The 21564-nt window shown below is 55.6% G+C and carries 19 protein-coding genes; 8 read left to right on the top strand and 11 right to left on the bottom strand.

Annotated features, from left to right (window positions below):
- The 5 genes from BLR44_RS19215 to BLR44_RS19235 all read right to left on the bottom strand — a co-directional run bounded on the left by BLR44_RS19215 (position 1) and on the right by BLR44_RS19235 (position 5138).
- Positions 1-2163: a glycoside hydrolase family 20 zincin-like fold domain-containing protein gene (locus BLR44_RS19215; protein WP_089685080.1), complete on the bottom strand. Its 2163-nt coding sequence runs from the start codon at positions 2161-2163 to the stop codon at positions 1-3.
- Positions 2164-2289: 126 nt separating this feature from the next.
- On the bottom strand, positions 2290-2928 hold the full coding sequence (locus tag BLR44_RS19220) for an acetyltransferase (RefSeq protein ID WP_089685085.1): 639 nt from the start codon (positions 2926-2928) through the stop codon (positions 2290-2292).
- Positions 2929-2976: 48 nt separating this feature from the next.
- Positions 2977-3594: a hypothetical protein gene (locus BLR44_RS19225; protein ID WP_089685087.1), complete on the bottom strand. Its 618-nt coding sequence runs from the start codon at positions 3592-3594 to the stop codon at positions 2977-2979.
- Between the two features lie 94 nt (positions 3595-3688).
- Positions 3689-4351, bottom strand: coding sequence for an ABC transporter ATP-binding protein (locus BLR44_RS19230; RefSeq protein ID WP_089685090.1), 663 nt, complete (start codon positions 4349-4351; stop codon positions 3689-3691).
- Between the two features lie 46 nt (positions 4352-4397).
- On the bottom strand, positions 4398-5138 hold the full coding sequence (locus BLR44_RS19235; protein WP_089685093.1) for a sulfotransferase domain-containing protein: 741 nt from the start codon (positions 5136-5138) through the stop codon (positions 4398-4400).
- A gap of 19 nt (positions 5139-5157) precedes the next feature.
- On the opposite strand from BLR44_RS19235, the gene BLR44_RS19240 reads away from it, so the two are divergent.
- The 3 genes from BLR44_RS19240 to BLR44_RS19250 all read left to right on the top strand — a co-directional run bounded on the left by BLR44_RS19240 (position 5158) and on the right by BLR44_RS19250 (position 8401).
- Positions 5158-5892, top strand: coding sequence for an arylesterase (locus tag BLR44_RS19240; RefSeq protein ID WP_410493103.1), 735 nt, complete (start codon positions 5158-5160; stop codon positions 5890-5892).
- 46 nt (positions 5893-5938) lie between these two features.
- Entirely contained in the window at positions 5939-6784 is an 846-nt protein-coding gene (locus BLR44_RS19245) for a hypothetical protein (protein ID WP_089685096.1), read from the top strand.
- A gap of 72 nt (positions 6785-6856) precedes the next feature.
- Positions 6857-8401 carry a GH3 family acyl-acid amido synthetase gene (locus BLR44_RS19250; protein ID WP_089685100.1) on the top strand — a complete coding sequence of 515 codons (1545 nt, stop codon included), beginning with the start codon at positions 6857-6859 and terminating at the stop codon, positions 8399-8401.
- A gap of 92 nt (positions 8402-8493) precedes the next feature.
- On the opposite strand, the gene BLR44_RS19255 is transcribed toward BLR44_RS19250, so the two are convergent.
- A complete protein-coding gene (locus tag BLR44_RS19255) occupies positions 8494-8877 on the bottom strand; it encodes a hypothetical protein (RefSeq protein ID WP_218127124.1) in 384 nt (127 codons plus the stop codon).
- A gap of 202 nt (positions 8878-9079) precedes the next feature.
- On the bottom strand, positions 9080-10318 hold the full coding sequence (locus BLR44_RS19260; protein WP_245706119.1) for a serine hydrolase: 1239 nt from the start codon (positions 10316-10318) through the stop codon (positions 9080-9082).
- 234 nt (positions 10319-10552) lie between these two features.
- On the opposite strand from BLR44_RS19260, the gene ileS reads away from it, so the two are divergent.
- On the top strand, positions 10553-13924 hold the full coding sequence (gene ileS / locus BLR44_RS19265; protein ID WP_089685406.1) for an isoleucine--tRNA ligase: 3372 nt from the start codon (positions 10553-10555) through the stop codon (positions 13922-13924).
- Between the two features lie 204 nt (positions 13925-14128).
- Here ileS and BLR44_RS19270 read toward each other — a convergent pair whose 3' ends face one another.
- Positions 14129-14635, bottom strand: a complete 507-nt coding sequence (locus tag BLR44_RS19270; RefSeq protein WP_089685110.1) for a DinB family protein — start codon at positions 14633-14635, stop codon at positions 14129-14131.
- A gap of 185 nt (positions 14636-14820) precedes the next feature.
- Here BLR44_RS19270 and BLR44_RS19275 point away from each other — a divergent pair, with 185 nt between their 5' ends.
- The 4 genes from BLR44_RS19275 to BLR44_RS19290 all read left to right on the top strand — a co-directional run bounded on the left by BLR44_RS19275 (position 14821) and on the right by BLR44_RS19290 (position 19101).
- Positions 14821-15984 carry a 1-deoxy-D-xylulose-5-phosphate reductoisomerase gene (locus tag BLR44_RS19275; protein ID WP_089685112.1) on the top strand — a complete coding sequence of 388 codons (1164 nt, stop codon included), beginning with the start codon at positions 14821-14823 and terminating at the stop codon, positions 15982-15984.
- Positions 15985-16056: 72 nt separating this feature from the next.
- Positions 16057-17376: an RIP metalloprotease RseP gene (gene rseP, locus BLR44_RS19280; RefSeq protein WP_089685115.1), complete on the top strand. Its 1320-nt coding sequence runs from the start codon at positions 16057-16059 to the stop codon at positions 17374-17376.
- Entirely contained in the window at positions 17373-17900 is a 528-nt protein-coding gene (locus BLR44_RS19285; protein WP_143017376.1) for a DUF6702 family protein, read from the top strand. The genes rseP and BLR44_RS19285 overlap by 4 nt, the downstream gene beginning before the upstream one ends.
- A gap of 52 nt (positions 17901-17952) precedes the next feature.
- Positions 17953-19101: a DNA polymerase III subunit gene (locus BLR44_RS19290; protein WP_089685119.1), complete on the top strand. Its 1149-nt coding sequence runs from the start codon at positions 17953-17955 to the stop codon at positions 19099-19101.
- Between the two features lie 23 nt (positions 19102-19124).
- Here the strand turns inward: BLR44_RS19290 and BLR44_RS19295 are convergent, their stop codons facing one another.
- The 3 genes from BLR44_RS19295 to BLR44_RS19305 all read right to left on the bottom strand — a co-directional run bounded on the left by BLR44_RS19295 (position 19125) and on the right by BLR44_RS19305 (position 21420).
- The gene (locus BLR44_RS19295) at positions 19125-20393 is read right to left on the bottom strand and encodes a PAS domain-containing sensor histidine kinase (protein ID WP_176956123.1); all 1269 of its coding nucleotides are present in this window, start codon (positions 20391-20393) and stop codon (positions 19125-19127) included.
- A 14-nt stretch (positions 20394-20407) separates the two neighbouring features.
- Complete coding sequence (locus tag BLR44_RS19300; RefSeq protein WP_089685123.1) at positions 20408-20782, bottom strand: DUF7793 family protein; 375 nt, start codon at positions 20780-20782, stop codon at positions 20408-20410.
- Between the two features lie 260 nt (positions 20783-21042).
- Entirely contained in the window at positions 21043-21420 is a 378-nt protein-coding gene (locus tag BLR44_RS19305) for a DUF7793 family protein (protein ID WP_089685124.1), read from the bottom strand.
- Between the last annotated feature and the right edge of the window lie 144 nt (positions 21421-21564).

Here is a 21564-nt window from a genome sequence, read left to right on the forward strand (position 1 = left end):
TTACGGCGTTCCGGCTTTCGCCTGACGGGCGATTTCCACGTCGTGGGCGACGGCGGGGCGCAAATTGGCCCAGTGGAACCGCAGGTGGTCGTTTTCCTGCCACGGCCGGTTGTCCTGTTCGCTGAAGTGGACCAGCGGCATGTCCTGGTAGAGAGGACGGGTGATGGCGATGACAACATCCCAGTAGCCCAACGCTTTTTCCAGGTGTTGAATGGCGGTCTGTTGGTTCTTCGCACCGCCCTGCATGCGGTACGTCTGCAACGCCACCGCGCCTCGTAATTTCTCCGCGAAGTACAGCCCCAGGTTGGCCCAGGCCTTCACGTCGGCGACTTCCTGCACAAACGCGGGATTATCGGTACCGTTCAGGCCTTTCACCTGCGCCAACGCCTGTCGGCAGTCGCGTTCCAAGTCATCGGCCAATTGCGGCGGCGTCACCCGTTCGTTCGAAAATACGCCCCCGGCCGTCAGCGTATCCACGTACGCCTGCACCGACACGTAGGCCGGGTCGAGCGGCGGTTGCCGGATCTGCCAGTCGACCGAGATGTACTCTTCACGGTGCGCTTCCTGGTTCAGGGCCATGAACCCTTCGCTGTAGAGCGTAAAATCCCACGTGCAGTCGAACGACGCGGCGAGGCGGAGCGGCGTTTTTCCGGCCAGGGCACTCGCCTCGAACAAGGCGTTGCCGGGCTTGCCGTACCGCCGGACAAACGCGGCGCGGAACACCGCATCGGGCGTGTCGTCGTTGTAAAGGAGTCGTCCCCAGAGCTGGTAATACAGCCACTGCCGCTCGAAGGCGTACCGCCAGTTGGTCTTCACCCCGGGTCGGGTAAAGTAGTCTTTGGCCGGAATGTAAGTTTCGGAACCGATGAAGTAGCCCCCGACGTAAGGCGGGGAGTTTTGCCGGATGTGGGTACGGATGAAGTCGGGCACGCCCCAGCGTAGACAAAAGAAATCTTCGTTGCGGGCCGTCCAGGTGATTTTGTAATCGGTCGGCAAGGGGTCCCAGTACGTGCCGTAGATTTTGCCGCCGTGGACTTTGATCAGCTTGGGCGTCGAGAGTGGGTGTGACCAGTTGAATTTCAGGTCGGCCCAGACCGGCCCTTCGATGCAGGGCAGTTGCGACTCACGCTCGACGCTGCGGCGGGTGATCTGTTCCATTTCGACCGTCGTCGCGCCCAGCGAACCCGTATTGCCCGAAAACGGAATCCGGTGAATCAGTTTCGAGGTACGGTTGGCGTCGCACATCCCCGCGATGATCGTTTCGGTGATCCAGTCTTCTCGTTCCTGCGGCGTCATGCCGCCCATGCCCTCGCCCAGCGTCAGCCCCATGCCCGTCAGGTCCGGGTACTCTTCCAGCAGTTGCGTCACGCACGCGCGGGTGTAGCGTTTGATGATGTCGGACGTGTCGCCCCGCACAAAAAAGTGGTGCTCCAGGTTGTCCATCGCCACGTGATGCGCCTTGGCAAATTCCGGCGTCACGAAGATGTTGAACGGCATCACGTACGTATCGATTCCCCGCTCCCGCGCCATGCGAAAAATACCGCCGAACAGTGTTTTCCAGTCGGCCATCTCCACCTCGGTCCAGGGACTCGCCTCCGGAAAATCCTTGGGTCGGATCATGAACGTGTAGGGGTGTAGGTTCCAGACCGTGAGAGCATTCAGCCGGTTTTCCGCCATCATGTCGAGAAAAGCTTCCCAGAATGCCAGGTCGCGGCAGGTTTCCTGGTGCTGCGTCAGTGCATAGCTGTGCCGGTAGGTATCCCAGGGCAGGTCGAACTTGACGGCGCGGAACGGCAGCTTCGCCGTTTCGGAATGCGCTGCCACATCGCCCAGGGCCATGCCGTTCTGCAACGCTTCCACCAGCGACAGGCATCCGTAGACCAGCCCACGGCCATCGCCGCCGGTGATCTCTAGTTGATTCCGGTCCGGACGCAGCACAAACGCTTCCGGAGCCAATTGTGTGGAATCGACCTGTAAGGTGATGGCGAACGCACCTGACACCTCAACCGCATGTCCATTGGCTTGTAGGGCCTCTTGTACACGGCGCGCCGCATACTCCGCCTGCAACACGTCCGTGGCGCGGTGAATCACGACCGATTGCGCGTGCAACGCCTGGGCAAACAGGAAACAAAGCAGGAGCGTGGGATTACGTAGGCGGCACATAGAGGGTAAGTCGTCGTTTCCGGCTTCAGCCCCGGCATCCGGCACCGGAGGCTTTCTTAGCAAGAGAGGAAACGCGAACCGAAGTTACTAGGCCCCCGCCCAATTTTCATTCCGGTGGCCGCAACCTTACCGCTTGAACGGCTGCGCCGGATTGCCCAGCACCGTTTCTTTCGCGGCGACATCGGCCAGCACGACCGACCCGGCCCCGATGCGTGCGCCCTTGCCAACGGTTACGCCGGGCAAAATCACTGCTCCTGCCCCGACAAATACTTCGTTTTCCAGTTTGGCTCCGGCTCCGATGGTGCTACCCGCGCCGACCTGCACAAAATCGCCCAGCTCGACTTCGTAGTCGAGGGTGGCGTTGGCGTGAAGGATGCAGTGTTGTCCGACTTTGGCGAAGGCGTTGAGCGTGGTGCCGACACTAAGGAGATTGCCGTGCCCGAGGTAGGCCGAGGGGGCCACGTACGCGCGCTGGTGAATGGCGTTGGTCGGCATCACGTGCCGTTTGTCGTTCAGCATTTTCACGAGTCCTTTGCGCAGCGCGTTGTCGTCGACGGCCACGAAGGCTTCGCATTTGTGGCCGATCAGCTTCAGAAATCCCGCGTCGTCGGTCTTGCCCAACACGGAAACTTCGCCGATCTGCTGACCGTGCAAGGCCTTATCGTCGTCCAGAAAACCGTAGATGACAATACCGTTGCTTTCGAAAATTTCGAGGGCGACTTTGCCGAGGCCACTGGCCCCGAAAATGATGACGGGCTTTTCCATAGGCCGCAAAGGTAGGAAAAGGGATGTTGCTTCACGTAGTTGCGCTCATTACGAGCCGAACATCAGCGATAGCGCTAAAATAAGCCCACCCGGTTGTAGAAGGTCCATGATAAGGGCTGACTCGTACGAGAGCTGGCTGCCGTCCAGGGTTTCGTAGGCCCGATCTCGCAACGAAAAGGCGTAGCCGAATTCCACGCCCAGGCGGGTCGTCTTGCCTAAAGACCAAAAGTACAATCCCGACAAGTTGAAGGTAGCGGTGGGTTTCAGCCGCAAAGTCACCTCACTCCCCTGGCGGTAGGGCCCGTTGAGTGTATCCAGTTCTGTTTCGAATTTCGGAAGGCCGGTGCAGTACGAAACTCCGGCGTTGAACGCCAGTTTTGAGGGATACGACGGATAAAAACGTACGCCACCGGTCATTTTATATCCCCAACTGCCCAGCCCCAGGCCACCCGCCACAGTCAGTTTGTTGGCGAAGCGGTACTCGGCCTGCGGTCCGATCAACCCTACCGGCCCGTTAAAACCCGTTCCGAGTCCGAGGTAAAAGTCAGGGGCGGTGAAGAGCACGGTTTGGCTACGCGCTTCGTCATAATACTGCGCCTGCGCCGGATTGCTACACCACAGCGCGCATACACTCATCAGCAGCAACAAAGAATAATACGTCCGCATACGTTCCGAAATTTGGTGGCAAGGTAGAAGAAAGCGAGGCGTGGTTTTTTACCAAGTTATCGATTTTACCACATCCTTTCTACCCCCTCCTGAATTATTCGGATACCAGCCGGCCGCCCCGGATGCGCAAGACCTGCTGCGTCCGGTGGGCCAGGTCCACATCGTGCGTTACCAACACCAACGTGGTGCCCGCCTCGCGGTTCAGTTCGAACAAAAGTTCTTCTACGCGCTGGCCCGTTTCGGCATCCAGGTTGCCGGTCGGCTCGTCGGCGAAAAGAATCCGCGGCGCGTTGGCAAACGCCCGGGCGATGGAAACCCGCTGCTGCTCTCCACCCGACAGTTGGGTCGGATAATGGTGCCGCCGGTCCTGCAAGCCCACGCGTTCCAGCAACGCCACGGCACGCTTTTCCGCACCACGTTCGCCCCGCAGTTCGATGGGCACCATCACGTTTTCGAGGGCGGTCAGCGAGGGTAACAACTGAAAATTCTGGAACACGAAACCCACGTACCGGTTGCGCACGTCGGCGCGCTCGTCTTCAGTCAGGTCGTCGAGCTGAATGCCGTTGAGGTAGACCGACCCGGTCGAAGCGCGGTCCAGCCCGGCACAGAGTCCCAGCAGCGTGGTTTTGCCGCTACCCGACGGCCCGATGATGGCCGCAGAAGCGCCATCGGCCACCGAAAATGAAATATCTTGTAACACCGTGAGCTCCCGTTGGCCGGAGCGGTAGGTTTTTCCCAGTTGATTGACTTGTAGCATAAGGGTTGGTCAAACGTCCGTGCGCCGCGTTGCGTGGGCGCCCGGGCTAAATTACATATCCGAGCCGGTGTGCCGTGGCTTCTACTAGCGGGCGAACCTGTGCTATTTCTTCGGCCGTCAGGTTTTCCTGCCACCGCCCCACTTTAACGTGATGGTCGTTCCGCGAATACGGTCGCGACGTTTGCGCTTCCACAAACCGGTGGTTGTTCGTATTCTGCACCCGTTGCGCCCAGGCTTCCAGCGCTTCCAGATGGGCATCGGCCCGTAGGCCTACATCACGACACACTTCAGAAGCAAACGCAAGCGGGTCGGCAATCATCGCTTCGAATCGCATAATTTTGGCCCGATCGGCAACCCGGGCGTAGCCTTCGGAGTTGATATAATGCCAATGGTACGCGCAGCGTTCCAACAGCGGACGCGCCAGCCACGCCTGCCAGTCGGGTGGTTTCGGGTGGTGGCCCCATTTTTGGGCAATGCCCACACGCAGGGAACAGATGGCATCCAACGGATGGCGCACCTGCCAGTACAGTTGCTGCGGAGGCGGCACCAGCGCATCGAGCGCTTCGATCGGAAACGACAGGCCGGGTGAGGCGGGATACGTTGCATGTGTCCTGGGCACTTTGATCGCCTGCGGCGTCTGGAAGTCGAGGTGCGGCACCTGATCAACGAACGGTTCGCTGTGGTACGTGTAATAGGGCAAGTGCTCGAAAAGCTCTCCGAAAATGGAAGTGCCACTGCGGCCACAGCCCAGAATCAGAACGTGGCGGAGGGAAGTGGGCGAATGCACGTCAGAAGAAATTAGGAAGATGAACGTGAAAAATAGAGATAAAAAAAATAAGGTCGCGGGCTACGCGCCGCTAAGCTTTGCTTTTTTACTGGTCCTTTTGATGGCCTGCCAGTCGGAGTCGACGAGCGAGACCACCGCCGCCGAGGCGACAGCGCCTGCCTCGACCGAAACGGCTGCCGCGCCCACCGCTGCCCAGAAAACAATCGTGTTTTTCGGCAACAGCCTGACGGCGGGCTATGGACTGGAAGCCGATCAGTCGTACCCCAGCCTCATCCAGCAACGCATTGACTCGCTGGGCTGGCCGTACCGTGTGGTGAACGCCGGGTTGAGCGGAGAAACCACGGCGGCGGGTCTGAACCGCCTCGACTGGGTGTTGCAGGATTCGGTCGACATATTTGTGCTCGAACTGGGCGCAAACGATGGCCTGCGGGGCATTCCACTCACCGAGACCCGCAGCAACCTGAAGAACATCATCAACCAGGTGCAGCAGAAGCACCCGGATGCGCAGATCGTGCTGGCCGGGATGCAGATTCCCCCGAACATGGGACCGGAGTATACGGCGGAGTTTCGTCAGATTTTCCCCGCGTTGGCCGAAGCCGAAGGCGTGCACCTCATTCCGTTTCTGCTCGACGGCGTGGCGGGTGATCCGGGCCTGAACCTGCCCGACGGCATTCACCCCAACGCCACCGGTCAGTACCTTGTCCGCGAAAACGTTTGGTCGGTGTTGGAACCGCTGCTTCGCCCCACCGCTTAATTCTCTGCCTGTGTCTACTTCTGCTGAAACTTCTAGCGCTGGCCTGATGCGCTACTCTTCGCTGGCGCGCCCGGTCGACTTTCGAATCTGGACCAACGCGGTCGTTGTCGTGGCGGCCCTGGTGGCCGTTGTCGGCGGTACGCTCTACGAAGTCTGGCAGCACCAGCCTTTGCAGGACGGTTTGCAAAAAGGTATTGCGCTGGGCGGCAGCGTGTTTCTGGGTTGGGCGCTGGCCCGTGAACTGGACCCCGACCACGATGTGTCGGGGCTGGTGGCCGGGGGGCTGGCCGCAGTGGGGTATTTCGTGTGGGGAGGGCCGCACTTTGCCTGGCTCATTCTGCTGCTGCTCTGCCTGCGCATCATCAACCGCATCACCGGGCTGCCCATGCGCCGCACCGACGTGCTGCTCGCCGTGCTGGCGGGCCTCTGGGTACTGTACCGGGGCGAGTGGATGGCCGGACTTCTGCTGGCGCTGGCGTTCCAAAACAACAGCCGACTGCCCGATCCGCAGCCCGAACACCGCTGGTGGGCGATGGGAAGTGTGGCCCTGGGGCTGCTTTCCTTGTTTCTGTTTCCGCTGGTGGGGGGCATCAGCAACGATTTCCCGATGGGCACGATCCTGACGGCGGTGGTAGCGACCGTCTTGTTCGTCCCCCTGATCATGCGCAGTCGGGAGGTGATCAGCCGGTGCGACGCAACGGCCACACCATTGCACCCCGCGCGTCTGCGTGCAGCACGGACCTCGGCGCTACTTATCTGCATGTTGATGTTGATCTGGTACGGGCAGGCCGGTTTCGTGCATCTTTTGCCGACCTGGGCCGCCATGGCCGGCACGGGCCTGTGGGGAATTTTTACGGCTTATCGCCCCGACGCCGGCCATCTCGCACGCTAATCCTTTTTCCCCTAAATTCCGTATGCCCAAATGTTCCCCTCCCGGGGCAACATTCACATCGCATTACGACTTATGGCTATACTAGGATCTGTGATTAAAGGGGTGATCCAACTGCGCGATACCCTGACCGGCGAAGAAGCGCCCTTTGCGGAACGCCAACGCAAGAGTTTGACCAATCTTCTGGAAAAGGCGAAAGATACCGCCTTCGGCAAACATTATGATTTTGCCTCTATTTTAAAAAGCGACAACCTGACGCAGGCCTTTGCCGAACGTGTGCCGCTGCACGATTACGATAAACTGCACGACGCCTGGTGGCACCGCAGCCTGGAAGGCGAAACCGACGTGTGCTGGCCCGGCAAAATCGAGTACTTCGCGCTGACGTCGGGTACGTCGGGAAGCGTCAGCAAGCACATTCCCGTCACCCAGGACATGATCGACGCCATTCGCAACACCGGCATCCGGCAGGTCTGGACGCTGGCGCACTACGATCTTCCGGCCGATTTCTTCGAGAAAGGCATCCTGATGCTGGGCAGCAGCATTGATCTGGAAGAGAAAGACGGATACGCGCAGGGGGAAATCAGCGGCATCAGCGCCCGCAACATTCCGGCGTGGTTCGACGGCTTCTACAAACCGGGGAAAGAGATCGCGAAAATCGACGACTGGGAAGAGCGGCTGCAAAAAATTGCCGAGGAGGCACCCAACTGGGACATCGGAGCGCTGTCGGGCATTCCGGCCTGGATTCAATTGATGCTGGAGCGCGTCATCGAGCACCACAACCTGAACAACATTCACGACATCTGGCCGCACCTGAGCGTGTACACCACCGGGGGCATTGCGTTTGAACCCTACCGGAAAACGTTTGAGAAGCTGCTGGCCCGCCCGCTGATTTACCTCGACACGTACCTGGCGTCCGAAGGCTTCATGGCGTTTCAGAGCCGCCCGAACGACCGCATGGCGATGGAGTTGATTCCCGACGAAGGAATTTTCTTCGAATTTATCCCTTTTGGTTCCGACACGTTCGACGACGCGGGCCTGCCCCGCGAAGGTGTAAAACCCGTTCCGATCGAGGAAGTGGATACCGAAACCGATTATGCCCTGGTCATTTCGACCTGTGCGGGCACCTGGCGCTATCTGATTGGCGATACGATCAAATTTACCGATCCGGAACGTGCGGAAATCATCATCAGCGGGCGCACCAAGCATTATATGGACGTGGCCGGGTCGCACCTGTCGGTCGATAACATGAACGACGCCATGCGCCATCTTGAAGAAAAACACAACCTGACGATTCCTGAATTTGCCATCTCGGCCGAACCGTTCGAGGAGCATTTTGCCCACCGCTGGTTTGTCGGCACGGAACAGGACGTCGACAAAGAAACGCTGCGCGAATCGCTGGATGCGTTTCTAAGCGAGAAAAATAAAAACTACCGCATGGCCCGCGAAAAAGCCCTGAAACAGGTATACGTGGAGGTGGTGAAACCGGAGGTATTTTACGAGTGGCTGGAAAAGAACAAGAAGAAGGGGGGACAGATCAAAATGCCGCGCGTCCTCAAAGGCGACCAACTCGACGACTGGCGCGAATTTGCCGGTTTTACGGCCCCGGCAACGCAGCAATAACTTCCAATTTTGCTTTGCCTTGAACAGCGCGGAAAGAGAACGAACGTTTGCTTTCCGCGCTCGTTTTTTTAAAGCATTTCTCAATTCAAAGATTACGGGTTATACGATTTTCTGGCAATTGCAACGAATAGAACCAGCATGGCAAACGAAAAAATGATGTATGCTAGCACAAGCCTCTTCTCCCATGTCTTGATGTCGTCGCCATGCTTGCTGACGATGATTCGGTATCGTTTGCCGAACAGGAAAATGAAGTAGTTGACTGCATACACAGAAATGAAAATTGCAGCCCACGCTGAACCGACAAACTCTTTCTCAAGCGGATAAAAATACAAGCCTCCTACACCGGCAATGACAAGAAGGATGGTAAAAAAAGACATTACATGAACAGCCTGAAAAGCCGGGCTTTTTATTTTGATAGAGACACTATACTTGTAAATGATGCTAAATAGTCGGAAGTAGATACGTATAGGATTCATCGACGAGAATGACTTGAACACTTCTACCCAAAAGTAGCTTTCCTCCTAAAGAGATTTTCTTCCTATTCCCTCGCCTTCTTACACCATTTAGCTTCTTCTCTGCCGCAAGTTTAGCGGCGCGAAGCAGAGCGTAACCGCGGTAGCACGCCGCTTGCCATAGGTCGAACTTTAAGCTCTCAACTTTCAACTCTAAACTCTCTTCTCATTCATACGAAATGCGGAAGCGGCTGAGGTCCGGGGTGTGGGCACGGGGGCGGGTGCGCTCGTAGTCGTAGAGGGTGCGGCCGAGTTCGCCCAGGAAGGGAAAGCCGATGGTGTCGTAGGCATAGTCGCCGTCGTTGAAGATGCCATTTTCGTTCACCAGCACCACAGCCGACAACAGGAACTCGAGGTTGTTCTCAAAGTCGACGACGTAGGCGTTGTCAATCAGGAATCCGTAGGCATCCCCCACTTTATTGAAAACGCGGATTTGGCCGTCGAGCGGCGTTTTACGATCTCCAAACTGCAGGAACTTGACGTAGCTGTCGTGGTACGGTGGGTTCTCGTACTTCGGATACCGAGACTCGCGAGGAAACTCCGACATCGCTTGGTAGACGAACCGGTAATCGTCGTCGGTGAGTTGGAAACGCGCTTGTTCCGGAACTGACTCGGGAAACAACAATGCCCGGAGGAGTCGCTGTTGTTCCTCCAGGGGGTAAAAGTTCAGGCCGGAAAAATCTTTCGGTTCCATCACTACGTGGCCTTCGATCATCTCGCCTTTGCCTTTCAGGATCGGCGCGGGTGCTTCGTAGACGCGTTGGCTGGTCACGAGCGGTTGTTCGTAAAGCAACTGCTCATCGGCATCGTAAAAGCGCACCGGGTTGGTCTGGCGGCTCTGCTCCGGCGTGCGGGCCACTTCCAGCCGGTGGAAAATCCGCGTGTCGGTGTAGCCTTTCGCGTGGAGGCGTTCGTTGAGCGGTTCCTGTCCGATGAACTCGTAGAGGCGGTTGTAGGCGTCGTTGTCGCTCACCAGCAGAATTTTCCGGACGTAGTGCGCCACGGACGGCAACCCTGTCGCCGAGGTCGTGTCTTCGTAGACCGCCGTTTGCCCCACCGCCCCGCTGTCGGTTAGCATCGTGCTGTATTTGTCCAGACCGGGAATGGCGAGTTGGTTCAGCTTTTCGAGGGCGAGCAACGCGGTGGGCAGTTTCGCCGTGCTGGCAGGGTAGAAGTAGCGGGTGGAATCGACGTTCAGGCGGTATGACCTGAACGTCGGGCGGTTCGCTGCGTCGCGGTCGATCTGCGTGTAGAGGATCTGGTATTCAAAATGTTCGGGCTGGCGTAACACCCGCTCCAGGACGGGCGAGTGGCGATTGCGCAACAACCGGATTAACAGGTCATTGCCCGGCGTGTCGGCCCCCGATGCCGCATGGTACGAAGAAGAACAGGCAGAAAGTCCCACAAGCAAGAAGAGAAAGATTCGACTTAGTAGCACTATTTAAATAAAAAATATGTCATATATTAACCAAAAGTCGCCGGGATGTCTCTCACCCTTATCGCATCCGGTGGCGCAAGAAATGACGCGAAGAAGAAGCTGCGCGCCGGGTGGGGCTCCATCTTCACACAACCTTTCATAACTTTGTAAATCATCCACGGACCTACGCGCTTGGCGCAGCATCCGCTTTTTCAGACTGCCATGAAGTATCCTGAATATAAGAATCCTGATTACGCGCAGATCGGGCAAGATATCCTCCAATTCTGGAAGGAGAAAGACATTTTCGAGAAATCGGTTTCCAGTCGTGAGGGCAACGCGGCCTACACGTTTTACGAAGGACCGCCCTCGGCCAACGGAACGCCGGGCATTCACCACGTGATGGCCCGGACAGTGAAGGACCTGGTGTGTCGGTACCAGACGCTAAAGGGCTTTCAAGTAAAGCGCAAGGGCGGTTGGGACACCCACGGCCTGCCCATCGAAATTCAGGTGGAAAAAGAGCTGGGCATCACGAAAGAAGACATCGGCAAAACCATTTCGGTTGAAGAGTACAACGCCCGGTGCCGCGAGGCGGTGATGAAATACAAGGGCCAGTGGGACGACCTGACGGAGAAAATGGGCTACTGGGTCGACTTGCACGATCCGTACGTGACCTTCGAGTCCGATTACATGGAGACGTTGTGGAACCTGTTGAAGAAGCTGTACGACAAGCACCTGCTGTATAAAGGCTACACGATCCAGCCCTACTCCCCGGCGGCGGGGACGGGTCTGTCGTCGCACGAGCTGAACCAGCCCGGCACCTACCGCGACGTGAAGGATACGTCGGTGGTGGCGCAGTTCAAGGTGGTGCGGAACGAGAAATCGGACTTCCTCTTCGACGCCCCTTCAGAGTCGGTGTATTTCCTGGCTTGGACGACTACACCCTGGACCCTGCCAGCCAACTCGGCATTGGCCGTGGGCGACAGCATCGACTACGTTCGCGTCCGGACCTTCAATCCGTATACCTACGAGCCGGTCACCGTCATTCTGGCCGCCGCTCTCATGCCGCAGTACTTTTCTTCGAAAGCCGAAGGGCTGTCGCTGGAAGACTACAAGCCGGGCGACAAACAGATTCCGTACCTCGTGACCGGGACCTACAAAGGTCGCGAACTCCTGGGCGTGAAGTACGAACAACTGCTGCCTTACGTTACGCCCGAAAAACCTGCGTTCCGTGTCATTTCCGGCGATTACGTCAGTACAGACGACGGTACGGGCATTGTGCATATTTCGCCGACCTTCGGGGCGGACGACTACCGCGTCGCGCAACAGGCCGACATTCCGGCCATCCTGGTCGATTACCCTGACGGCAGCAAGGGGCCAATTGTAGACAAACAGGGCCGGTTTACGCCGGAAATCACGGACTGGGCCGGAAAATACGTGAAGAATTACGACGGCCAGGACGAAAACGACCCGAATTACAAGTCGACCGATGTACTGATCGCCATCAAACTCAAAGAAGAGAACAAGGCGTTTAAGGTCGAGAAATACGAACACAGCTACCCGCACTGCTGGCGGACCGACAAGCCCGTGTTGTATTACCCGCTCGATTCGTGGTTTATCCGCACGACGGCTTACAAAGACAAGCTCGTGAAGCTGAACCACACCATCAACTGGAAACCCGTTTCGACGGGCATCGGGCGGTTCGGCAACTGGCTGGAAAACCTTGTGGACTGGAACCTGTCGCGTTCGCGCTACTGGGGAACGCCCCTGCCGATCTGGCGCTCGGAAGACAACCAGGCGGAGGTCTGCATCGGTTCGTACAAAGAACTGCAAAAGCATCTCGAAGAGGCGTTAGCAAGCGAGGCACTTTCGGACACGCAACGGGCGAACAACGAGGCCGCACTGGAGCGACTCCGTGCCGGTGAATTCGACCCGCACCGCCCGTTTGTGGACGACATTACGCTGGTGAGCAAAGAAGGGACGCTGATGTTCCGCGAGCCGGACCTGATCGACGTGTGGTTCGATTCGGGTGCGATGCCTTACGCGCAGTGGCACTATCCGTTCGAGAACGTCGAGTCGTTCGCCCAGAACTTCCCGGCCGATTTCATCGCCGAAGGCGTCGATCAGACGCGCGGCTGGTTTTTCACGCTGCACGCGCTGGCGGGGATGCTGTTTGACTCCGTTGCCTTCAAAAACGTGATTTCGAACGGCCTGGTGCTCGACAAAAACGGCAACAAAATGTCGAAGCGGCATGGCAACGCGGTCGATCCCTTTCAGACGCTGGCTACCTACGGACCGGACGCCACGCGCTGGTACATGATTTCGAACGCCTCGCCGTGGGAAAACCTCAAATTCAACCCCGACGGCGTGCAGGAAGTGCAGCGTAAGTTCTTCGGCACGTTGCACAACACCTACGCGTTCTTCGCGCTCTACGCCAACCTCGACGGCTTCACCTTTGCCGAGCCGCCCGTGCCGTTGGCCAACCGTACGGAAAGCGACCGCTGGGTCATCTCGCGCCTTAACACGCTGATCAAAACGGTAGAACGGGCGATGGACGAGTACGAACCCACCCGGGCGGCCCGCGCCATTCAGGACTTCGTGAACGACGACCTGAGCAACTGGTACGTGCGCCTGAATCGGAAACGTTTCTGGAAACAGGACTACAATGAAGACAAACGAGCGGCCTACCAGACCCTCTACACGTGTCTGATGACGGTCGCGCAACTGGCCTCGCCCATCGCCCCTTTCTACGCGGAGCGGTTGTACCAGGACCTGAACGGTGAAGCGCGCTACGGTGCGGAGTCGGTGCACCTGACCCGTTTCCCGAAGGCCGACGAGAAGGCCATCGACCAGGCGCTGGAATTCCGCATGTCGCTGGCGCAACGCGCCTCGTCGCTGGTTCACTCCATCCGCAAGCAGCACAAGCTGAAGGTACGTCAGCCGCTGTCGCGCATTCTGATTCCGGTGCTGAACGAGCAGGTGAAAGAGCAGCTTTCGGCCGTGGCCGAACTGATCCTCTCAGAGGTAAACGTGAAGAAGCTAGAGTACATCGACGATACGTCGGGCGTGCTGGTAAAGCGGATCAAACCGAATTTCCGCAAGCTGGGCAAGCAGTTTGGTCCGAAGATGAAAGACGTGGCGGCGCTGATCAACGGCTTTAACCAAGACGACATCCGCGACTTCGAGCAAAACGGTGGCAAGGACATCGACGTGGACGGACAAGCGTATCGCCTCACCGAAGAGGACGTCGAGATCACGTCGGAGGACATTCCGGGCTGGATCGTCGCCAGTGAAGATGGACTGACCGTCGCGCTCGACCTGGCCCTGACCGACGAACTGAAACAGGAAGGGATCGCCCGCGACTTAGTCAACCGTGTACAGAACATGCGGAAGGACATGGGCCTCGACGTGCAGGACAAAATCCGCATCGCCATCGAAAAATCGGACGAGCTGGTCAACGCCGCCCTGACGGCCAACCAGGAATACATCTGCACCGAAACCCAGGCGTTGGAACTCAACCTCCTCGACCGGGTAGAAGGTGCACAGTCCGTCGACATGGACGACATTCAACTGCAAATGCGCATCGAGGGCGTGTAGTCTTTTTTAAACCTTTGTAAACACCCCGCTTTTGCGAAACTGCAAAAGCGGGGTGTTTTTGTTATGTCTAAAACAGACCTGTTCTCTGCAGCAAACAAGGCATTTCTTCTTTCAGGAGTATGAAAGGCAATTACGAACGTGCTAGCCGTACCACTTTTACTATGACGACGCCAACGTAACAGTGGTACGGCGACAAACTGAAATTCATCCCCGCAACACCCTTGCCGTCACCCACAACTGACCGACGTGCCGCTGGGTATGTTCCGCTGCATGAACCAGCAAACCGATCACCGTAGAAGGCAACTGCGCCCGCCCTACTCCGCGCGGTTCGGTCAAGGTCGACTCGTCCGTAGCACGGAGTTGCGCCAATGTTTTATCCACCTGCGTTTCAAAGTTGCTGACCAATTCTTCCACGCTGATCTCGGCCGGTACGCCTTCGTTGTGCAGATACGCTAGTTGTGTTTCGGTCAGCGCTTCGCCACGGGCGTAGGTCAGCAGACGATCCAGCACGCCCGTCAGATGCCGCAAATGAAAGCCGACCGATGCGACGCCCGCGAGCCGTTCCCACAATAAAGCGTCCGGAAATTCGTCCAGATAGCGTCGCACTTCCTCGCGCGATTGCAACAGGGCATGCGCCACGGGCTGGAGCAGCGCGGGTTGATCAGGTAAGGGGCCACGGAGCCATACCTCCGGAAGGGATGAAGTTGCCATAAACAATGCGTTTTAGGGGCGAACAATGGTTAAGAAAAACGAGCGCACTCACGTTGGGTAAGCAACCCTCGGATCTCAGACAACGAAGTTGGCAAGAAATGCGGTCAGCAGACAAGGGTGTTTCTTTCAGATCTTCCTAATTTGCCGTAAAATCCAACTAGCCCACCACCAATCTTTTAGAGAATTTGAAACGAATTGCATTACTCGGCTCGACCGGTTCCATTGGCACGCAGGCCCTGGAAGTTATTGCCGCGCACCCCGACCAGTTTTCGGTCGAGGTCCTGACGGCCGGGCACAACGCCGCGCTGCTGATTACCCAAAGCCAACAGTTTCGTCCCAACGCCGTGGTCATCGGCAACGAAGCGCACTATGCTACGGTACGCGAAGCGCTCGATCCGCTCGACATCAAGGTGTACGCTGGCGAAAAAGCGTTGGCCCAGGTGGTGGAGATGGATACGATCGATCTGGTGCTGACGGCGCTGGTGGGGTATGCAGGCCTGTTGCCGACGTTGCGCGCCATCGAGGCCGGAAAGAGCATCGCGCTGGCGAACAAAGAAACCCTGGTGGTAGCAGGGGAGCTGGTCACGGGCAAAGCGCGAGAAAAGGGCGTGAACCTCTACCCCATCGATTCCGAACATTCGGCCATTTTTCAGTGCCTCGCCGGGGAGTGGCACAATCCGATCGAAAAAGTGATCCTGACTGCTTCGGGAGGGCCGTTCCGGGGCAAATCGCGGGAAGAACTCGCCCGCGTGACCAAAGCCCAGGCGCTGAAGCACCCCAACTGGGACATGGGCGCGAAAATCACGATCGATTCGGCGACGCTGATGAACAAAGGGTTGGAAGTGATTGAGGCGCGGTGGCTGTTCGGGGTGCGTCCCGACCAGATCGACGTGGTGGTGCATCCGCAGTCGATCATCCACTCACTCGTGCAGTTCCGTGACGGCAGCATCAAAGCGCAGCTGGGGCTGCCCGACATGCGGTTGCCCATTCAATACGCGCTGGGGTATCCGGAACGGCTACCGGCCGAGTTTCCCCGCTTCAACTTCCTTGACTATCCGTCTCTTACTTTCGAAGCCCCTGACAAAACGGCATTTCCCAACCTGCAACTGGCTTACGAGGCACTCGCCAAGGGGGGTAACCTGGCCTGCATCGTCAATGCTGCCAACGAAATTGCGGTGGCCGAGTTTTTGCAGGAAAGGATTGGTTTTCTGGAGATTTCCGACATCATCGCTACCTGTATGGAGCGCGTCGCGTATATTGCTCACCCTTCGTTGGAAGATTATGTGCAGACAGACCAAGAAACACGTCGACAGGCACGCCAGTTAGCGATTCGGTCCATCTCCTCATAAAAATCGTGTGCAATCGAATCAACTACCGCCTTTGGGCGTTATCATCAGACGAGTTTAAGCATTAAGTTGTAGATGGAAATTCTTGTTATGGTCGGGCAGCTCTTGCTCGGCTTATCCATCCTAGTAGGATTACACGAACTGGGACACCTGCTGGCCGCCAAGTTGTTCGGCATGCGGGTCGAAAAATATTCTATTGGCTTTCCACCCAAAATTTTCGGATTCCAGTGGGGCGAGACCGAGTACTCGGTCGGGGCCATTCCGCTGGGCGGATTTGTGAAGATTTCGGGCATGATCGACGAATCGCTCGACATGGAACAGATGCGCGAGGAGCCCAAACCGTGGGAGTTCCGTGCCAAACCGGCCTGGCAACGCCTTATTGTTATGATGGGCGGCATCATCGTCAACATCATCACGGGCATCGTGATTTTTATCGCGCTGATTTATGCGAACGGCGATCGCTACCTGCCGACCAGTGAAGTCAAATACGGCATCTATGCCAGCGAATTAGCTCAGGAAATCGGGCTGCGTACGGGCGATCAGATCATCGCCATCAACGGTGAGTCGTTCGATCAGTTCGACGACGTGATGGGCCTGGATGTGCTGCTGGGAACGGACAGTTACTATACCGTCCGGCGCGATGGACGCGTGCTTGATATTCCGATTCCGAACGACCTGATCGAGAAGTTGTCGGACCGCAGTGCCCGCGAGGGACTGGTGGTGGCACGGGAGCCGTTCACGGCGCGGGAAGTCCCCCCCAATTCAGAAGCGGCCCGTGCGGGGCTTCAGGCGGGCGACCGCATCGTGCAGATCAACGAGCAGCCCATTCAGTTCTTCCACGAGTATTACATGATGGCCGATTCGTTGAAAGGCCAGCCGGTCAACCTCCGGGTTTTGCGCGGTAACGATACCATTCCGATGACCGCCAGTTTCTCGGAGAAAGGGCAACTCGGATTCATTGCGCAGCCCGAGTTCAAACGCGACACGATTTTCTACTCCCTCGCTGAAGCCATTCCGCTTGGCACCGAACGCGCGTTCAACGTGGTGTGGGCCAACATCAAAGGCTTCGCCAAGATTTTCCGCGGCGAAGTATCGCCTAGCAAAGCCATCAGCGGGCCGGTTGGCATGGCCGAGATCTACGGCAGCAGCTTCGACTGGACCAAGTTCTGGGGTATCACTGGCTTTATTTCGATGGTCTTGGCATTTATGAACTTCCTACCCATTCCGGCACTGGACGGTGGGCACGTGATGTTCCTGACTTACGAAATGATTTCAGGCCGGAAACCTTCGGATAAATTTCTGGAAAATTCCCAAAAAGTGGGCATTGTCCTCCTGCTGGGCCTCATGGCGTTTGCTATTGGAAACGACATCTTTAAGCTGGTCACCAATCCATGATGACCTTGGTTTCGCATCTGATCGGCTCACAGAGAACAGCTTCTTTTCTTTGTGGGCTGATCTTGTTTTTGGCCCTGTGGTCGCCTCCCCAAGCGTTTGCCCACGACTTCCATGCCACTCTGGCGGAAGTGCAGTACAATCCGCAGACGCGTTCGCTGGAAGTGTCGTTACGGCTTTTTACCGACGATCTGGAAAAGGCGCTGGACACCATGTATCCCAGCCAAGGGCCTTTCCGCCTGAACGAAGCGGACGTCTACCTGTCAGCGTATCTGAAAGAACACTTCCAGGCCTATACCTCGGGCAAACAACTGCTGGAACTGCAATACGTGGGACAGGAAGTAGCGGTGGACGTTACGTGGCTGTACTTCGAGTTTCCCTGTGGCGACCAGCCGCCAACTCGCGTCGTCAACTCAGTATTGACGGAGCTCTACGACGATCAGAAAAACCTGGTCAATCTCACTTACCAGGGCAACAAGCAAAGCTACGTGCTGACCAAAGGCGAAACGGTGGCTTCACTCCGGTAAAATCTGCGGGCAAAGGCGTGGCGGTCGCCTCCATTCCGTGTACCTTTGTTCTATGCGCTTTGCAGACATCATCGGATTCGACGACGTAAAATCGGCTCTTTTGCAGGCCATTCAACAGGGACACGTTGCACACGCCCAGTTGTTTGCCGGAAATGAAGGAAGTCCCAACCTGGCACTGGCGTTGGCCTATGCTACCTACCTCAACTGTGAGGACCGACAACCAGACGACTCCTGCGGACGTTGCCCCTCCTGCGTAAAATTCAATCACCTGGTCCATCCCGATCTGCATTTTGTGTTTCCGTCGGCTACATTGAAAGGTGTAGAAAAAGACCGGCAGGCCGCCGAAATCACGAAGCGCTGGCGCGAGTTTGCCAAAACTCATCTCTACGATTGCCTTTCCGACTGGTCGGAATTCATCGGATCGGACAACCGCCAACCCAACATCTCGGTCGAAGAAAGCCGCAACATTGTCCGCAGTCTGAGTTTAAAGGCTTTCGAAGCGGAATACAAAATCCTGCTGATGTGGTTGCCGGAATGCATGAACATCCAGTCGGCCAACGCCATTCTGAAAATCCTGGAAGAGCCTCCTGCCAAAACGTTGTTTCTGCTGGTCAGCCATAACCCTGAAAAGCTACTGATCACCATCCTATCGCGCACGCAAATGGTCCGCATCCGTCCGTTCGAAATGGATGAGTTGGTGGCGTATCTGGTACAGCATCAGTGGTGCGATGAGACGAAAGCGCAGCTGGTTGCCCCACTGGCCGAGGGCAACCTGAGTAAAGCCCTGCAACTCAGCCAGGAAAAAAGCAACAACTACCACGCCATGGTAACGCAATGGCTACGGCTGTGCTACGGACGGAAGTTCCAGGAATTGGTTGACTACACCGAAGAATTTCAGAAGCTGGGGCGGGAAGCGCAAAAGAGCTTCTTACATTACGGGCTGGCCTTATTGCGAGAGGTGTTTATCCAGCAACTGGCAGCCGAAGGCTTGCAGCGGGTGGGTGGCGAGGCGCTCGACTTTGCTCAGAAATTCTCCCGTACACTTGGACCTTCCGAAACCGAACAGGTCAGCAAATGGCTCAACGAGGCCTATTATCACATCGAACGCAACGCGAATCCCAAGATCGTGATGCTTGATACCTCATTGCAAATTTCCCACCTCATGTTTCAGGCCCGGCAGGAAAACAAAGAATCTGTGTAAGAAAAGGGACGATTTGGTAGGTCTTAACGGTGCGGGAGCACGATTTTCATCTCCGTACCCTGCCGAACCTTACTTTTGACCTTCAGTTGCCCGCCTAATTTCTCGACACTCGTCTTTACAATAAACAGTCCCAGCCCGCTCCCATTCGAGTCCTGGTTGCCGCGGTAAAACATATCAAACGCCCGCTTTAGCAGGTGTTTGTCCATTCCCTGGCCATTATCTTTCACTGTAATGACGACAGCACCTTTCTGCTGCCGCGCACTTACGTAAATGAGCGTACGGCAACAGCCTCGGTACTGCCGGTACTTGATGCTGTTTTCAACCAGGTTTTGTAGTACTGAGCGGACCAGTTTCTCGTTGGAGGTAAGCACCAGTTTGTCGTCGATCTGGAGGTTGAGAGTCACCTCTTCGCGACCCGGATACGTCTCTAATGCGCTAGTAACTTCCTGAACCAGTGCAGAAAGATTGAAGGTTTGTAGCGAAAGTTCTGCCTGGCTGGTCATACCAATTTCCAAAAGGCCCGACAGCGTGTTGTTCAACTTTTCCGCACTTTTCTTAATGAGCGACAGGTAGTACTGGAGGTTGGTCAGGTTGTCGGTTTCTTTCTCTACAATCTGGAACAACCCCAACATACTGGCCAGCGGTCCCTTCAAGTCATGAGAAGTGCGGTAAATTAGGGTTTGCAATTCCTCATTTCTTTGATTTAAGGCACTGGTTGTCAGCAACTTTTCTTTCAAGTCTTCGGCAATCATCAGGTAACCCGTCGGCTCCTGTTGGTTATTTTTGAGTACGAACAAAGAGAGCGTAACGGGCAGGTTCTCCTTGCTCAGCAACTTAAAAGAAGTCTCTATATCCTGTAGCGCTTCTTTGCTCTGTATCAGTGTTTTGAGGCGATGCACAAACCTGGCTTTTCGTCCATCAAATAAAACATTGATGGGTTGCCCAATCAGATCCGGCTCCGAACATTTGAGCAACTCGCATGCTTTGGGCGTAACCTGTTGAATCACAAAACTGTCGTCAAAAATGAAGAGCATGTCTACAATGCTTCGCAACACGCTATCCAGGTAGTTCTTAGAAATCGTAGTCGCCTGCAACTCTTCGCTCAACATGTTGATGCCCGAAGCGATCGCGTCAATTTCGTCGAACCTATTAGAAACAGGGGCTATATGCCGGAAGTTACCCTCGGCAAGGTGCAGCAAGACTTGATTGATTTGCTCAACCTGATACTGCTTAGCGAACTCGCGACTAATATTTTTGACCGCAGGGGTGAGTAGTTCCGGTTCCAGTTCCATAGTGTGTGGTGTCATTATACGTACTGTTTTAGCCAAGAAATGGCTTTGGCCTCTTCGGTAAACATCTTGTGGGGGATCGCAGGCCGGTGGTGGTGGAAAATGAAAGTAATAAGCAATTTGCTTACTACATTAGAACAGACAATGGCAATCGCTTTTATGTCTTTTAAGCCTCTTTCTTTACTAAAGAGATATTCTCGTGCAGGTTTATCAATCCCTTTTATTCTCGCATTTTTGATAAGCACAGGCACTTGAATATTCCCGTAAAATTTCTGTCGTTCGGAAACGATGCGTTGTGCGTCTTCAAGGCGGATATGAATATTAGGCTTATACTGAACGAAAATGATATCATCGCTTAATTCCGACACAAAGTATTCTGTCTCTAAATGCATATACTCTTGAGAGTTATCACGAATACGGTGCTGCTGCCACACCGTCTTTTTTGTTAGAATAAACCTAAATTCCTATTACCTAAAACGCACTGTCACAATGCTTTCAGAGGCATTGTGCTGCTTACTTATGGGGCTTTCGCGCCCATGAGCATGACACGTTGCGTCTAAAATAAAGTATATGCAAAAGAAGGTGGGTCAGAAATCTCCTGTGTATAAGAGCGTTACGAACCAACACGCCAGGTTAAGGTCCACCTCACTTTTTAAGAGATCTTTTTGATCCAATTGGTAGCATCCTGCACATTCCCAAACAGTTGAAAGGGATATTTAGGTGCATGAAATTTCAGAAAGAAATTCCCGATGGTGCGTGTCACCGGATTACTAATTACGACTGCCAAGGCGGTTAAATCTTCTCCGGCCTGGCCGGAAGAAAAGAACTCACGTGCCTCCTTAGGAATCTTCTTGACTGCAGAAATATCCGCAATTGCCGGCGTAGGCTGCCCACCTGTAAGCTGATGACGAAAGGCAGTCGCCGTTTTAGCAATCTCAAGACTTACCTCCTCTACCTTATAGCGCCCATATAAGATACCGTCTTTTAACTCAAAAGCGACAGTATCGTTCTCAAGTCTTAAATCATTCATAGGAGTTAAAATTATTACGTCAAAATTATTTTAAGTCTTCGAATATTTTTTTTATTCATCCCCGCAAAACTTACATGCTACAGAAGCATAGATCAAATCAACAAAATATGAAAATATCTATAAATAATATTGCCAAGATAGCAA

This window comes from Catalinimonas alkaloidigena, assembly GCF_900100765.1.
GTDB lineage: Bacteria > Bacteroidota > Bacteroidia > Cytophagales > Flexibacteraceae > Mooreia > Mooreia alkaloidigena.

What these genes read in the sequence shown, in the direction of transcription:
- BLR44_RS19220 (WP_089685085.1), bottom strand. Translation starts at nt 2,928, where the DNA reads ATGGAAAAGCCCGTCATCATTTTCGGGGCCAGTGGCCTCGGCAAAGTC.
- BLR44_RS19285 (WP_143017376.1), top strand. Translation starts at nt 17,373, where the DNA reads ATGATGACCTTGGTTTCGCATCTGATCGGCTCACAGAGAACAGCTTCT.
- BLR44_RS19250 (WP_089685100.1), top strand. Translation starts at nt 6,857, where the DNA reads ATGGCTATACTAGGATCTGTGATTAAAGGGGTGATCCAACTGCGCGAT.
- ileS (WP_089685406.1), top strand. Translation starts at nt 10,553, where the DNA reads ATGAAGTATCCTGAATATAAGAATCCTGATTACGCGCAGATCGGGCAA.
- BLR44_RS19300 (WP_089685123.1), bottom strand. Translation starts at nt 20,782, where the DNA reads ATGCATTTAGAGACAGAATACTTTGTGTCGGAATTAAGCGATGATATC.
- BLR44_RS19305 (WP_089685124.1), bottom strand. Translation starts at nt 21,420, where the DNA reads ATGAATGATTTAAGACTTGAGAACGATACTGTCGCTTTTGAGTTAAAA.
- BLR44_RS19215 (WP_089685080.1), bottom strand. Translation starts at nt 2,163, where the DNA reads ATGTGCCGCCTACGTAATCCCACGCTCCTGCTTTGTTTCCTGTTTGCC.
- rseP (WP_089685115.1), top strand. Translation starts at nt 16,057, where the DNA reads ATGGAAATTCTTGTTATGGTCGGGCAGCTCTTGCTCGGCTTATCCATC.
- BLR44_RS19255 (WP_218127124.1), bottom strand. Translation starts at nt 8,877, where the DNA reads ATGAATCCTATACGTATCTACTTCCGACTATTTAGCATCATTTACAAG.
- BLR44_RS19240 (WP_410493103.1), top strand. Translation starts at nt 5,158, where the DNA reads ATGAACGTGAAAAATAGAGATAAAAAAAATAAGGTCGCGGGCTACGCG.
- BLR44_RS19290 (WP_089685119.1), top strand. Translation starts at nt 17,953, where the DNA reads ATGCGCTTTGCAGACATCATCGGATTCGACGACGTAAAATCGGCTCTT.
- BLR44_RS19225 (WP_089685087.1), bottom strand. Translation starts at nt 3,594, where the DNA reads ATGCGGACGTATTATTCTTTGTTGCTGCTGATGAGTGTATGCGCGCTG.
- BLR44_RS19230 (WP_089685090.1), bottom strand. Translation starts at nt 4,351, where the DNA reads ATGCTACAAGTCAATCAACTGGGAAAAACCTACCGCTCCGGCCAACGG.
- BLR44_RS19245 (WP_089685096.1), top strand. Translation starts at nt 5,939, where the DNA reads ATGCGCTACTCTTCGCTGGCGCGCCCGGTCGACTTTCGAATCTGGACC.
- BLR44_RS19295 (WP_176956123.1), bottom strand. Translation starts at nt 20,393, where the DNA reads ATGGAACTGGAACCGGAACTACTCACCCCTGCGGTCAAAAATATTAGT.
- BLR44_RS19270 (WP_089685110.1), bottom strand. Translation starts at nt 14,635, where the DNA reads ATGGCAACTTCATCCCTTCCGGAGGTATGGCTCCGTGGCCCCTTACCT.